The organism is Accumulibacter sp., assembly GCF_023806625.1.
Taxonomy (GTDB): domain Bacteria; phylum Pseudomonadota; class Gammaproteobacteria; order Burkholderiales; family Rhodocyclaceae; genus Accumulibacter.
Genome location: NZ_JAMTDX010000007.1, coordinates 1 through 13741, shown reverse-complemented (window position 1 = coordinate 13741; position 13741 = coordinate 1). Strand labels below are relative to the sequence as shown.

Here is a 13741-nt window from a genome sequence, read left to right as displayed (position 1 = left end):
GGTGATCTCCTCGATCGATCAGGCCAGCGTGGCCTTGAACTCCTCAATCGCCCGGCTGAGCTTCTGCTCGGCTTCGGCGTCGAGATCCTTGGTGGTCTCGATCTTGGTGATGAGATCGGCGTACTTCTGCCGGATGTAGCCATGCATCTGCTTCTCCACCGCCAGCGCCTTCTTGACGTCCACGTCGTCGAAGTAGCCCTTGTTCACTGCAAGCAGGGTGATCGCCATCTCGGAAATCGGCAGCGGGGAGTACTGGGGTTGCTTCATCAGTTCGGTGACCAACCGGCCGCGATCGAGCTGTTTCCGCGTCGCCTCGTCGAGATCCGAGGCGAACTGGGCAAAGGCCGCGAGTTCCCGGTACTGCGCGAGAGCCAGACGGACACCACCGCCGAGCTTCTTGATCACCTTGGTCTGCGCCGCGCCACCAACCCGAGAGACCGAAATACCGGCATCGATCGCCGGGCGGATGCCGGCGTTGAACAGGTCCGTGTCGAGGAAGATCTGACCGTCGGTAATCGAGATGACGTTCGTCGGAACGAATGCCGACACGTCGCCAGCCTGAGTCTCGATGACCGGCAGCGCAGTCAGCGAACCGGTCTTGCCCTTCACTTCGCCGTTCGTAAACCGCTCGACCCAGTCGGCAGACACACGGGCGGCGCGCTCGAGCAGCCGTGAGTGAAGGTAGAACACGTCACCCGGGTAGGCTTCGCGCCCCGGCGGGCGGCGGAGCAGCAGGGAAACCTGCCGGTAAGCCCACGCCTGCTTGGTCAGGTCGTCGTAGATGATCAGCGCGTCCTGCCCGCGATCACGGAAGTATTCGCCCATCGTGCAGCCGGCGTACGGAGCGATGTACTGCAGTGCGGCCGACTCGGAGGCGGTCGCTGCGACGACGATCGTGTAGCCCATTGCGCCATTCTCTTCGAGTCTGCGCACGACGTTCGCCACCGTCGAGGCCTTCTGACCGATGGCCACGTAAATGCAGATCAGATCCTGGCCCTTCTGGTTGATGATCGTGTCGACGGCCACGGCGGTCTTGCCCGTCTGGCGGTCACCGATGATCAGCTCACGCTGGCCCCGGCCAATCGGCACCATCGCATCGATCGACTTCAGACCGGTCTGCACGGGCTGCGAAACGGACTTGCGCCAGATGACCCCCGGAGCCACCTTCTCGATCTTGTCGGTCAGCTTGGCGTTGATCGGCCCCTTGCCGTCGATCGGCTGACCGAGCGAGTTGACCACCCGCCCCAGCAGTTCAGGGCCGACCGGGACCTCGAGGATGCGGCCGGTCGTCTTGACCGTGTCGCCCTCGCTGATCTGGTCGTACTCACCCAGGACCACGGCACCAACCGAGTCCCGGTCGAGGTTCAGCGCCATGCCGAAAGTATTGCCCGGGAACTCGAGCATCTCGCCCTGCATGACGTCGGTCAGGCCATAGATGCGACAGATCCCGTCGGTCACCGATACGACGGTCCCCTGCGTGCGCAGATCGGCACTAATCGCAAGATTTTCGATCTTGCTTCTGATCAGTTCGCTGATTTCGGAAGGATTCAGCTGCATGGAATTTCTCCTAGTTGGTGAGCGCCAGTCGCAGGCTCTCGAGCTTGCCGCGGACAGAGGTATCGAGAACCTGATCGCCAACCACAATCTTTACGCCGCCGATCAGCGACTGATCGACGACGACTTCGGCAGTCAGCCGGGTCTTGAAGCGCGCCTCGAGATCGGCAATCAGTGCCTTGCGCTGTGCGTCGTCCAGGGGGAAGGCGCTGTAGATCGTCGCCTCCTTGACACCCTCCTGGGCAGCTCTCAGCCCTTCGAAGAGACTGGCGATTTCGGGCAGAGCAGACAGCCGCTCGTTGGCGGCGAGAACGTCGATCAGGTTGGCTTCGCCACCTTCCAGCGCTCTGCCGACCAGCGACTTGAAGAGTTCGCTCTTCTGCCTGGCCGACAGCTCCGGATTGCCGATGCACGAGCGCATCTGATCATCCCTGGCGATTGCCGAGAGCAGCGTAAGACGGTCGGACCACGCCGACAGCGTGCTGCTTTCAATCGCCATGCGGAATACCGCTTCGGCGTAAGGGCGCGCGATGGTGACGAGCTCGGCCATGGTCTCAGAGTTCCTTCCTGAGTTCCGCGAGCATGCCCGCGTGCACCTTGGCGTCCACTTCGCGCTTCAGGATGCGCTCGGCGCCCGCCACGGCGAGGTCAGCGACACGACTGCGCAGTTCCGCGCGAGCCTGCTCGACCTGCTGCGCAATTTCCGCCTTGGCCGAGGCGACGACCTTGTCTGCTTCGACCTTGGCCGCCTGCTTGGCCTCCTCGATCATCTGAACGCCACGTCTCTCCGCAGCGGCGATGATCTCGGCGGCTTTCGCCTTGGCGTCACGCAGCGAGTCGGCGGATCGCTTGCCGGCCAGTTCCAGCTCCTTCTTGGCGCGTTCGCCGGCGGCAAGCCCTTCGGCAATCATTTTCTGTCGTTCGGCCATGGCTTTCTGCAATGGCGGCCAGACGTACTTCAGCGTGATCCAGATGAAGACGGCGAACCAGATCGCTTCACCAAACAGTGTTGCGTTGATGTTCACGCTAACCTCCTTTGAAGAGTTGGTCCGGAAGGCAGCGCGATCAACCCTTGACGACGGCGATGAACGGATTCGCGAAGAGCATGAACAGCGCGATACCGACGCCGATCATCGTCACTGCATCGAGCAGACCCGCGACGATGAACATCTTGACCTGGAGAGTCGGAATCATTTCCGGCTGGCGTGCAGCTCCTTCTAGGAATCGGCCACCGAGGATACCGAACCCGATCGCGGTGCCCAGAGCACCCGCGCCGATCAGGATGGCCACGGCGATGGCGGTATTACCAAGCAGCATAGACAGGGCAGCTTCCATTAGTTTCTCCTAGTAAGACATGCTAAATGAATGACACAGGGACAACGCGGACCGAACTCTCGAGCCGAAGGGACGGCAGCCATCAACCGTGGGACTCGCTGGCCATCGACAGGTAAACGATGGTCAGCATCATGAAGACAAAAGCCTGCAGGGTGATGATCAGGATGTGGAACAGCGCCCAGGGAAGCGCCAGCGGCAACTGCCAGAAACCGAGCAGAGCGATCAGGATGAAGACCATCTCGCCCGCGTACATGTTGCCGAACAGACGCAGGGACAGCGAGATCGGTTTGGCAATGTCCTCGATGATCCGGAAGAGCAGGTTTACCGGCGCGAGCTTGGCGCCGAAGGGCACCGTGAACACCTCGTGCAGAAAGCCGCCCAGGCCCTTCACCTTGACGTTCATGACCATCATGATCGTGAACACGCTCAACGAAAGCGCGAAGGTCAGGTTCGGATCGGTGGTCGGAACGACCTTGAAGTAATGGACCCCGAACAGGGCGAGGAACATCGGAATGAAATCGACCGGGATCAGGTCCATCAGGTTCATCAGGAAGACCCAGATGAAGATGGTGATCGCCAGCGGCGTGACCAGCGGGCTGCGTCCGTGATAGGTGTCCTTGGCCTGCTGGTCGACGAACGAACAAATCATTTCGACGAGCGTCTGGAGCTTTCCGGGCTTCGTCACGCTGGCCTTTGCGGCCAGCCTGGCCATGCCGACGAAGGCGAATAGCCCGAGCAAGCCGGAGACGATCAGCGAGTCGAGATGGACGGTCCAGAATCCGTTGCCGACCGTCAGGTTGGTCAGGTGGTGGACAATGTAAGCACTGCTCGTTAATGCCTCGCCCGAAGCCATACTTTCCCCCTGTTCGACTATTGCTGCCGAAGCAGCGCCACCCAATAAACAACCATCGTCGCCGTATAGGAGAGGAAAAGCGGCAAGCCCACCAGCTGTGCGTATGTCCCGAAAACCAGGGCAAAGAGCGAAAGCGTCACGGCGAACTTGCAGGCTTCGCCGGCCACCTGGGCGTCGAACGCCTTCCTCGCGTCACCAGCTGTCTGCCCCGATGGCCGGAATGCGCGCCATACATAGGCAAGAGCGCTGGCGGTCGCGATCCCGCCCCCGAGCACAGCGGAAAGAGCCCCGTTCAGCCCCAGAGCAAGCCACGCTACCAGCCCCGCTGCCGCGGTGACCATCAACTGGGAGCGGAGGATCCAGCGAACCTGAGGATGCACGGCCATCCCCTCCAAAACATTCACAGGATACCAGAGTCGACTTGAGGAAGCAAACCGCACATGCAAAAAAATGTCGATAGCCTTGTCCGACCTACTCTACAGCCAAGGATCAGGCCCCCCGGGGAGGCTCCGTTGATGCGCCGCATCAATGCCGGATGCGTTGCAGGATGCCCTCCAGCTGATCGAGACTGGCGAACTCGATGAGCACCTTTCCGGAGCCCCGGCGGTTCGCGCGGATGGCCACCTGTGCTCCGAGCAGGTCACCCAGTTCGTCCTGCAGACGCAGCACGTCGCGGTCCGGTCTCGGCTGCGGTCTTTCCCGGGGCGGCTCCAGGGCGGACTGGACCAACCGTTCCGTTTCGCGAACGGACAGTCCCTTGCTGGCCACGCGTTGGGCGAGTTGGACCTGCAGTCCACCAGCCAGCGGCAGCAGCGCCCGCGCGTGGCCCATATCGAGATCCCCGCGCATCAGGAGATCCTGGACCGGAGCCGCCAACTGCAGCAGGCGCAACAGGTTCGACGCCGCCGGCCGCGAGCGCCCGACCGCGTCGGCCGCCTGTTGATGGGTCATCCCGAACTCGTCGACCAGCCGCTGCAGACCGAGTGCTTCCTCGAGCGGATTGAGGTTCTCGCGCTGGATGTTCTCGATCAGCGCCATGGCCAGCGCCGCCTCGTCGGGAATCTCGCGAACCAGGGTCAGGACCTCGACGAGACCGGCCATCTGGGACGCCCGCCAGCGGCGCTCCCCAGCGATGATCTCGTAGCGATCGCCAGCGATGGGGCGTACGAGGATCGGTTGCATCAGTCCCTGCGCCCTGATCGACGCGGCAAGCTCCTCGAGCGAAGCACTGTCCATGCGCGTGCGCGGCTGATACTTGCCTGGCTGAATCTGATCCACCCCCAGCGTCCGCTGCTGTTCGCGTCCCTGGGACTCGTTGCCCGCGAGAAGTGCATCGAGGCCGCGCCCGAGCCCCTTGGGCTTCACGTCCGGCTCCCGATTCGTGCCTTCCCGACGGCGTCGATCCGGCCGATGCTCGCTCGCCGTTCGAGTATTTCGCGGGCCAGCTGAAGATACGCCTGGGCCCCCTTGGAACTGCGATCGAAAGCGATCACCGGTTTGCCGTAGGAAGGAGCCTCGGCCAGCCTGACGTTGCGCGGGATGATCGTTCGGTACACCTTGCTCCCGAAGTGACCTTCGAGCTCGCGGGAGACGTGCTGGGTCAGCGTCGAGCGCGGATCGAACATGGTCCGCAGCAGGCCTTCGATCTCGAGCACCGGATTCAGCTTCGCGCGCACCTTCTTCAGCGTCGCCACGAGATCGCTCAACCCCTCGAGCGCGTAGTATTCGCACTGCATCGGGATCATCACCGCCTCGGCCGCGACCAGGCCATTGACGGTCAGCATGTTCAGCGCCGGCGGGCAGTCGACAATGATGAAATCGTAATTGCCGAGAATCCCGGCCAGCGCGTCACGAAGGCGGTACTCACGCTGGCCGATGTCGATCAGGTCGATCTCGGCGCCGGCCAGATCGCGATTGGCCGGCAGGACATCGAAGCCGAAGCTGGTTCCCAGCCGTGTTGCGGCGAGCGTCGCCTGACCGATCAGTACCTGATAGACCGTGGGCATCGCTTCGCGCTTGACGACCCCGCAGCCGGTCGTGGCGTTGCCCTGTGGATCGAGGTCGATCAGCAGGACGCGCTGACCGGCTTCCGCGAGGCAGGCCGAAAGGTTGACGGCGGTCGTCGTCTTGCCGACGCCGCCCTTCTGGTTGGTTACCGCGAGTATTCCTGCCAAATCGACTCTCCCCTTCATCGCCGCTAGCCAGTACGGCTGATCACCAGCAGATGGCGCTGGCCATCGACGCCCGGAACGTCCAGCCGGTGAACGCCAGCAAGCTGCACATCGCCGGGCAGGCGAGCGACCTCATCCCCAGGCCAGGCGCCCTTCAGGGCCAGCCAGCAACCGTCGTTCCCGAGCAGATGGCGCGAGCACTGCACCAGCGCGCCAAGCTCGGAAAAAGCGCGGGCCACGATGACGGCAAAGCCGTCGGCTGGATGATAGGCTTCGACACGACCGCAGTGTACGCCAACATTCGGCAGACTCTGTTCGATCACCACCTGCCTCAGGAACGCCGCCTTTTTCGAGTTGCTGTCCAGGACGACCACGCGCAGGTCCGGCCGGGCGATGGCCAGAGGAATCCCCGGCAAACCCGCACCGCTGCCGACATCCAGCAACGGGCCACGGCCGACGAAGGGCAGAATGGCCAGTGAATCGAGCAGGTGGAGACTCACCGCCCGCAGCGGATCGTCGACCGCAGTCAGGCGAAAAATCCGGTTCCACTTGCCGAGCAGGGCCAGGTAGTCGAGCAGTTTCGCCTGCGCCGCGATGGGCAAATCGAGGCCGAGAGCCTGAAGGCCCGACCCGAGCTGCAGTTCGAGGCTCATGCATCCGGGCGCGCGGGCATCTGGCCATCGCCGGCGTTCTGCGCACGCTTGACGTGAACCAGCAGGATGGCGATCGCTGCCGGTGTCACACCCTGGATACGCGACGCCTGACCGATCGTCTGCGGGCGCTGAGCAACCAGTCTCTGTCTGACCTCGCTGGACAGGCCATGAACGCTGCTGAAGTCGAAGAGCTCGGGAAAGCGCAACTGCTCGCTGGCCAGACTTCGGGCAACCTCTTCGTGCTGGCGATCGATGTAGCCCAGATACTTGGCCTGGATCTCGACCTGCTCGACGACCGCCGGATGGCCCCCCGGGACCGCACCGGAATCCCGTCCCGTAGGCAGGGTGACCAGATCCCGGTGGCTCACTCCCGGCCGTCGCAGCAGGTCGTAGAGCCTGTACTCGCGATCCAGCGGCTTGCCGAGAATCGCCACTGCCTGCTCGTCTGGCACATCCCCTGGACGAAGCCAGACTGCCTTGAGCCGCTGGGTCTCGCGCTCGATGGCCTCACGCTTCGCGCAGAACGCCGCCCAGCGATCGTCGCCGACCAACCCCAGACGACGCCCGATGTCGGTCAGTCGAAGATCGGCGTTGTCCTCGCGTAGCGACAGCCGGTACTCGGCTCGGCTCGTAAACATCCGGTAAGGCTCGGAAACCCCCCGCGTGATCAGATCGTCGACGAGGACGCCCAGATAGGCCTCGTCGCGCCGTGGCGTCCACGGCTCCCGGCTCTGGACCTGCAGCGCTGCGTTGGTGCCGGCGAGAAGTCCCTGCGCGGCCGCTTCCTCATAGCCTGTCGTGCCGTTGATCTGACCAGCGAAGAAAAGTCCTTCGACGGTCTGCGTCTCGAGCGATGCCTTGAGCGCCCGCGGATCGAAGTAGTCGTACTCGATCGCGTAACCGGGGCGCAGGATGTGGCACCGATCGAGACCGCGGATCGAACGGACGATGGCCAGCTGGACGTCGAATGGCAGGCTCGTTGAAATGCCGTTTGGGTAGATCTCGTGCGTCGCCAGCCCTTCCGGTTCGAGGAAGACCTGGTGGCTGTCCTTGCTCGCGAAGCGGTGGATCTTGTCCTCGATCGACGGGCAATAGCGCGGTCCGATTCCCTCGATCACGCCGGTGTACATCGGCGAGCGGTCGAGATTCGCGCGAATGATCTCGTGAGTATGCGGATTGGTGTGCGTGATCCAGCAGGGCAGCTGCCGCGGATGCCTGCTGGCATCCCCGAGAAAGGAGAACGCCGGCAAAGGGTCGTCCGAGTGCTGCTCGCTCATCTGCGAGAAGTCGATCGTACGACCGTCGAGCCGTGGCGGCGTACCGGTTTTCAACCGCCCGGCCGGGAGACGCATGTCACGCAGGCGATCAGCCAGTGCGCGCGCCGGGGGATCGCCCATCCGGCCTCCGCGGCAGTTCTCCAGTCCGACGTGGATCAGACCGTTGAGGAAGGTCCCGGTAGTCAGGACGACGGCGCGCGCGGCAAACGAAACCCCGAGTTGGGTCCTTGCCCCGACGACACGCCCGCCCTCGACGATCAGGTCATCGCATGGCTGCGCGAAAATGGCCAGGCGCGCCTGGTTCTCCAGACGGCGACGGATCGCCTGCCGGTAAAGCACCCGGTCAGCCTGCGCGCGGGTCGCCCGTACCGCTGGGCCCTTGCTCGAGTTGAGTACCCGAAACTGGATTCCTGCCTCGTCGATGGCCTCGGCCATCGCCCCGCCGAGAGCATCGATCTCCTTGACCAGATGGCCCTTGCCGATCCCCCCGATCGACGGATTGCAGCTCATCGCACCGAGCGTTTCCAGACTGTGGGTCAACAGCAGGGTTTTCGCACCAACGCGTGCCGCGGCAAGCGCTGCCTCGGTGCCGGCATGGCCGCCACCGACGACGATGACGTCGAAACGCTCTGGAAAGAACATCGGCAATGGCCACTGCGCAGCCGCAGCACTCCGCGAAAACTTTGGATTTTACGTCAGGTGACCGGAAGGTGGCAGCTTTTGCTGCCGCCCCGCAGTCGCCCGGAGGAGCCTCGATCGGGCACAAGCCGGTTGTCCGTGGCGCAGCCGACCGGTCTTCAGTCCACGCGACGCGGATTCCCGAACGCCCCGCAACAGCGCCCGGGTCAGGCCGGGGCACCGCCGACCGACGCTACGGGCGGTCGCCAGACAAGCCCACACCGGCTAGAATGCAGCCCAGAAGCAGGAACGTCGCACGCGCCAGCGTCTCCCGGCGGGCCCGCCAGAACCCGGGCGGTCCTGGGCAAGTCGCCACCAATCGGTGGCCAGCCATAGCCAGGTGCTATGACCGAAATTGTGAGAATCAATTGGAACAATTGGCAAGGCTTCACTACGATGCGCTGGTCGCATCGTTTCCTCAACTCACTCTCAAGGAGATCTGAGCATGTCCCTGATCAATACCGAAATAAAGTCGTTCAAGGCGACCGCCTTCCACAACGGAAAGTTCGTTCCGGTGTCCGACGCCGACCTCAAGGGCAAGTGGTCGGTGGTCTTCTTCTATCCGGCCGATTTCACTTTCGTCTGTCCGACCGAACTCGGCGATCTCGCCGACGAATATGCTGCTTTCCAGAAGATCGGCGTCGAGGTATACTCGGTGTCCACCGACACGCACTTCACCCACAAGGCCTGGCACGACGCCTCGGAGACGATCAAGAAGATCCGTTATCCGATGATCGGTGACCCGACCGGAACGATCACCCGAAACTTCGGCGTCATGATCGAAGAGGAAGGTCTCGCGCTGCGCGGCACCTTCGTGATCAATCCCGAGGGAGTGATCAAGGTCTGCGAGGTCCACGACCTTGGCATCGGTCGCGACGCCAAGGAACTGCTACGCAAGGTCCAGGCAGCTCAGTACGTTGCCAGCCATCCGGGTGAGGTCTGCCCGGCCAAGTGGACGCCGGGTGAAGCAACCCTGTCGCCGTCGCTCGACCTCGTAGGCAAGATCTGACGCGACTGCCGTCACTGGCTGCCGGCCGGCCTGGCCGGCGGCTGCCTCTCGGGCTTCACGGCAAAGGGGCCGCAAAGCGGGCCACGCTGCGGCCCCTTTTCCATGACACTCGACAACGGGAGAAGACCCATGCTGGACGCCGCCATCGCGACGCAACTCAGAGCGTATCTGGAAATGATCCGCCAGCCAATCGAACTCGTCGCTTCACTCGACCAGAGTGACCAGGCGCGAGAGCTGCTGGCCCTGCTCAACGACATCGCTGCGCTTTCGGACAAGGTTCGGGTCAGGGAAGACGGAGACGCGCAGCGTCGTCCCTCGTTTGCCGTCGGCCGTCCGGGCGAGGCGGCGCGTATCAGCTTCGCCGGTATCCCGATGGGCCATGAATTCACTTCGCTGGTCCTCGCATTGCTGCAGGTCGGCGGTCACCCGCCGAAGGTCGACGCCGCGGTCATCGAAGGGATCAGCGCCATCCCTGGTGAGTTTCACTTCGAGACCTTCATTTCCCTGTCCTGTCACAACTGCCCGGAGGTCGTCCAGGCACTGAACCTGATGTCCGTCGTCAATCCGCGAATCACCCACCAGATGATCGACGGCGCGTTGTTCCAGCAGGAAATTGAAGCGCGCCAGATCATGGGCGTGCCGACCGTCTATCTGAATGGCCACCACTTCGGGCAGGGGCGGATGCTGCTCGAGGAGATCGTCGCCAGGATCGATAGTGCAGCCGCACAGCGCGAGGCCGAGAAGGTTTCCGCGCGCGCGCCTTTCGACGTGCTCGTCGTCGGCGGCGGTCCCGCCGGTGCGGCAGCGGCGATCTACGCGGCGAGGAAGGGAATCCGCACCGGAGTGCTCAGCGAGCGCTTCGGAGGCCAGGTTCTCGACACGCTGGCCATCGAGAACTTCATCTCGGTCAAGGCAACCGACGGCCCGAAACTGGCCGCCGGACTCGAGGAGCACGTCAGGGAATACGACGTCGACATCATCGACCTCCAGCGCGCCGAAGCCCTCAGGCCCGCGGGACAGGACGGTCATATCGAAGTGCGACTGGCGAGCGGCGCAGCGTTGCGAAGCAAGGCGGTGATCATCGCCACTGGCGCGAGGTGGCGCGAGATGAACGTCCCCGGAGAGCGCGAGTATCGCGGACATGGCGTCGCCTACTGCCCGCACTGTGACGGCCCGCTGTTCAAGGGCAAGAGGGTGGCAGTCATCGGCGGAGGCAACTCGGGGGTGGAAGCGGCAATCGACCTCGCCGGAGTCGTCGGACACGTCACTCTTCTCGAGTTCGAGGCGACTCTGCGTGCCGATGCGGTCCTGCAGAAGAAGCTCTTCAGCCTGCCGAACGTCACGGTCATCACCCAGGCCTTGACCACCGAAGTCACCGGTGACGGGAAGAAGGTCAGCGGACTCGTCTATACCGACCGCGCCAGCGACTCGGTCAGGATGCTCGAACTCGAAGGCGTCTTTGTCCAGATCGGCCTGCTGCCGAACAGCGACTGGCTCAAGGGAACCCTGGCGCTTTCGGCACGCGGCGAGATCGAAATCGACAGCCGCGGCCAGACCTCGCTGTCCGGTGTCTTCGCCGCCGGCGACGTCACCACCGTGCCCTACAAGCAGATCGTCATCGCCATGGGTGCCGGGGCGACGGCGGCGCTCGGAGCGTTCGATCACCTGATTCGCGCATCGGCCAGCTGAGGGATGGCGATGAGGCGGCTGACAGGCTGCCTCGGTTCGGCTGGCAGCGGTCGCGGACGGCGGACAATGCCGTCCTCCGGCAGCGCAGCCTCGCCGATCCCCCGGCTCGACCCGCGTAGCGCAGGCAAGTACCAACCCCGACACCGGGTCGACCGAGCCGAGACCGCAACTTGATCGCCGGGAGCGTGTCGCGTAAGGTGGGCTCCATGCGACCAGCCGATATCAACGCCGACCTGCTGCACAGCCTCGGCAGCTCTCTGACACGGATGCGAGCGCTGCTCGTCGACCGCTATCCGAACGCCCGCAGCTCGCTGCGCATGATGCTCGGCTCAATGGGCGTCAATGCCATCCAGAATGCGGGCAACTCGACAGAAGTGCTCCGTCAGGTCAAGGCGCATAGCTTCGACATCGTACTCTCCGACTACCTGCTTGAAGACGGACGCGACGGGCAACAACTGCTCGAGGAACTTCGGCAGCAGCATCTCCTGCCACGGAGCACGGTGTTCATGATCGTGACCAGCGAGCGTGCCTACCGGAACGTCGTCGCCGTGGCCGAACTCGCCCCGGACGATTATCTGATCAAGCCTTTCAGCGCCGACGAGTTGCAGGCGCGTTTGCTCCGTGCGATCCACAAGAAGAAGTTCTTCGGACAGGTCCATGCTCATCTGGACAATGGTGCCTACGCCCTGGCCCTGGCCAGTTGCGACCGACTGGTCGCCGAAGACAGCGGTTACCTTTTCGACGCGCTGCGCCTCAAAGGCGAAATCCTGAACGCTCTCGGACGTCATGGCGAAGCGCAGCTCGTCTACCAGCAGGTCCTCGCCGAGCGCCTCCTGCCGTGGGCACGCATGGGCCTGGCCGTTGCCCTGCGCGGGCAACGGCAACTGCCCGAGGCAGAGCTGCTTGGCGTCTCGCTGGTCGATGAGTTTCCCGAGTTCACAGCGGCTTATGACTTCCTCGCCGAAGTCCGTGAGGAACTTGGCAGACCGGTCGAAGCCCAGCAGGTGCTCTTGCGGGCCGCGGCGATCTCGCCGAACAACGCGGCCCGGCAGCGCCTCGTTGGCGACGTCGCAACCCGCAATCAGGATCTGCCGGCGGCCGAAAAGGCTTACGCCAAGGTGATCGAGCGACGGCAGGGGTCCTCGCTGACGACACTCGAAGACTACGCGAATCTGTCGAGGGTGATGCTCGCCCGCGGCCACCTCGATGGAGCACGGAGGCTCGCCGAGCAGCTCCGCCGCGACTGGCGCGGCAAGCCCGAGGGTGAGTTTGCCGCTCTGGTCATCGACAGCCTGCGGGCAAGCGAGGAAGACGAACTGGTCAAAGCCAGACTGGCGGCAGAAAAGGCTCTGGCAGTGCGCCAGGCGCTGACCGAGGAGCGAAGAGCTGGCGTGATCTCACGGAGGCTGACGCTGGACCTGGCACAGGCATGCCTGGCCAGCGGTGACGAGACCAACGCCCGCCAAATCCTTCGCCAGTTTGCCGCCGAGCACCACGAGGACCGGGCGATGATCGGCGAGGTGCAGGCCATCTACGCCCGTGCCGGAAAGGAAGAGGAAGGCCAGACCCTGCTTGCCGAAGTGGGCAAGGAAATCGTCGAGATCAACAATCGAGGCGTCCTCGCCGCCCGGCGCGGCGACGTCGAAGGATCCGTCAGGCTGCTCACCGACGCCGCTGAACGAGTCCCCAATCTGCAGTTCCTGGTCAATGCGACAAAGGCCATCTTCACGCTTCTCGAACTCAAGGGCTGGGATCCCGGCCTGGCCAAGCGCGGCCTGCGTTTCCTGCAGATGGCGCAGAGCCGGGATCTGCGCAATCCGAGGGTCATCTCGGCGCGTGAACTCTACGAGAGAGTGGCCGCGAAATACGGCGTCGCTGCCGTACCGTTCACCGCCTCGCGAAACATCGGCAACCGGGATGGCCTTTAGCCCTCGCGCGACAGTCGGACAGCAAACGCGAGGACCTGATCGAGGAAGGCCTGCGCAGGCAGCGAGAGGATCTTCTGCTTCAGATGGACGATTCGCCAAGGCCTGCGCAGCGGGAAACCGCGAACGTCGAGAACGCAGAGCCCGTCGACTGCCGGATTCGCGGCAAGCGCGTGGGACGAGAGGACGGCAAGACCGACTCCGCTGGCCACCAGGTCGCGGATCGCCTCGTTGCTATTGACGCTCATCCTGACGTCGAGCTTGACTCCGCTGGCGACGAGATGAGCGTTTACAGTCAGGCGTGACCCCGAGCCGACTTCGCGCAGGATGAATCGCTCACCGGCGATGTCCGCCAGGTCGATCTGACGGCCAGCCGCCCAGTGGCTGGTCGGGGCAACGACGACGAGTTGGTTGTCGAGGAAGGGGTGAGAGATCACCTCGACGTCGTCCGGCGGGTAAACCATCACATAGAGATCGTCGAGATTGTTGCGCAGCCGCTCGAGGACCCGCTCACGATCGGCGATCTCGAGTTCGATGGCGATCTCGGGATAGCGACCGGAAAACTCGCCGACCATTCGCGGCATGAAGCTCTTCGCG

At 63.7% G+C, this 13741-nt stretch carries 14 protein-coding genes; 3 read left to right on the top strand and 11 right to left on the bottom strand.

Translation table 11 applies throughout. The annotated features are described in order from the left end of the window. Window positions 1-18 precede the first annotated feature (18 nt). The 10 genes from atpA to mnmG all read right to left on the bottom strand — a co-directional run bounded on the left by atpA (window position 19) and on the right by mnmG (window position 8485). Window positions 19-1557, bottom strand: a complete 1539-nt coding sequence (atpA, locus tag NFW05_RS01005) for a F0F1 ATP synthase subunit alpha (RefSeq protein ID WP_295301997.1) — start codon at window positions 1555-1557, stop codon at window positions 19-21. Between the two features lie 10 nt (window positions 1558-1567). Further along, a complete protein-coding gene (locus tag NFW05_RS01000) occupies window positions 1568-2104 on the bottom strand; it encodes a F0F1 ATP synthase subunit delta (RefSeq protein ID WP_295301995.1) in 537 nt (178 codons plus the stop codon). Window positions 2105-2108: 4 nt separating this feature from the next. After that, on the bottom strand, window positions 2109-2579 hold the full coding sequence (locus NFW05_RS00995; RefSeq protein ID WP_295301994.1) for a F0F1 ATP synthase subunit B: 471 nt from the start codon (window positions 2577-2579) through the stop codon (window positions 2109-2111). Window positions 2580-2619: 40 nt separating this feature from the next. Further along, on the bottom strand, window positions 2620-2877 hold the full coding sequence (gene atpE / locus NFW05_RS00990; RefSeq protein WP_169065069.1) for a F0F1 ATP synthase subunit C: 258 nt from the start codon (window positions 2875-2877) through the stop codon (window positions 2620-2622). Between the two features lie 94 nt (window positions 2878-2971). Beyond that, window positions 2972-3742, bottom strand: a complete 771-nt coding sequence (atpB, locus tag NFW05_RS00985) for a F0F1 ATP synthase subunit A (RefSeq protein WP_295301992.1) — start codon at window positions 3740-3742, stop codon at window positions 2972-2974. 17 nt (window positions 3743-3759) lie between these two features. Next, the gene (locus NFW05_RS00980; RefSeq protein ID WP_295301991.1) at window positions 3760-4128 is read right to left on the bottom strand and encodes an ATP synthase subunit I; all 369 of its coding nucleotides are present in this window, start codon (window positions 4126-4128) and stop codon (window positions 3760-3762) included. A 139-nt stretch (window positions 4129-4267) separates the two neighbouring features. Beyond that, the gene (locus NFW05_RS00975; protein WP_295301990.1) at window positions 4268-5107 is read right to left on the bottom strand and encodes a ParB/RepB/Spo0J family partition protein; all 840 of its coding nucleotides are present in this window, start codon (window positions 5105-5107) and stop codon (window positions 4268-4270) included. Beyond that, complete coding sequence (locus NFW05_RS00970; RefSeq protein WP_295301988.1) at window positions 5104-5916, bottom strand: ParA family protein; 813 nt, start codon at window positions 5914-5916, stop codon at window positions 5104-5106. Before NFW05_RS00970 ends, NFW05_RS00975 begins: the two co-directional genes overlap by 4 nt. A 23-nt stretch (window positions 5917-5939) precedes the next feature. Continuing rightward, window positions 5940-6566: a 16S rRNA (guanine(527)-N(7))-methyltransferase RsmG gene (rsmG, locus tag NFW05_RS00965; RefSeq protein ID WP_295301986.1), complete on the bottom strand. Its 627-nt coding sequence runs from the start codon at window positions 6564-6566 to the stop codon at window positions 5940-5942. Beyond that, the gene (mnmG, locus tag NFW05_RS00960) at window positions 6563-8485 is read right to left on the bottom strand and encodes a tRNA uridine-5-carboxymethylaminomethyl(34) synthesis enzyme MnmG (protein ID WP_295301985.1); all 1923 of its coding nucleotides are present in this window, start codon (window positions 8483-8485) and stop codon (window positions 6563-6565) included. The genes rsmG and mnmG overlap by 4 nt, the downstream gene beginning before the upstream one ends. Window positions 8486-8966: 481 nt before the next feature. Between mnmG and ahpC the strand changes: the two genes are divergently transcribed. The 3 genes from ahpC to NFW05_RS00945 all read left to right on the top strand — a co-directional run bounded on the left by ahpC (window position 8967) and on the right by NFW05_RS00945 (window position 13147). After that, complete coding sequence (ahpC, locus tag NFW05_RS00955) at window positions 8967-9530, top strand: alkyl hydroperoxide reductase subunit C (protein WP_295301983.1); 564 nt, start codon at window positions 8967-8969, stop codon at window positions 9528-9530. A gap of 129 nt (window positions 9531-9659) precedes the next feature. After that, on the top strand, window positions 9660-11219 hold the full coding sequence (gene ahpF / locus NFW05_RS00950) for an alkyl hydroperoxide reductase subunit F (protein ID WP_295301981.1): 1560 nt from the start codon (window positions 9660-9662) through the stop codon (window positions 11217-11219). Window positions 11220-11425: 206 nt separating this feature from the next. Next, window positions 11426-13147, top strand: coding sequence for a tetratricopeptide repeat-containing response regulator (locus tag NFW05_RS00945; RefSeq protein ID WP_295301979.1), 1722 nt, complete (start codon window positions 11426-11428; stop codon window positions 13145-13147). On the opposite strand, the gene NFW05_RS00940 is transcribed toward NFW05_RS00945, so the two are convergent. Then, window positions 13144-13741: LysR substrate-binding domain-containing protein (locus tag NFW05_RS00940; RefSeq protein WP_295301977.1), on the bottom strand; the 598-nt coding region annotated here is incomplete at its 5' end. The genes NFW05_RS00945 and NFW05_RS00940 overlap by 4 nt on opposite strands.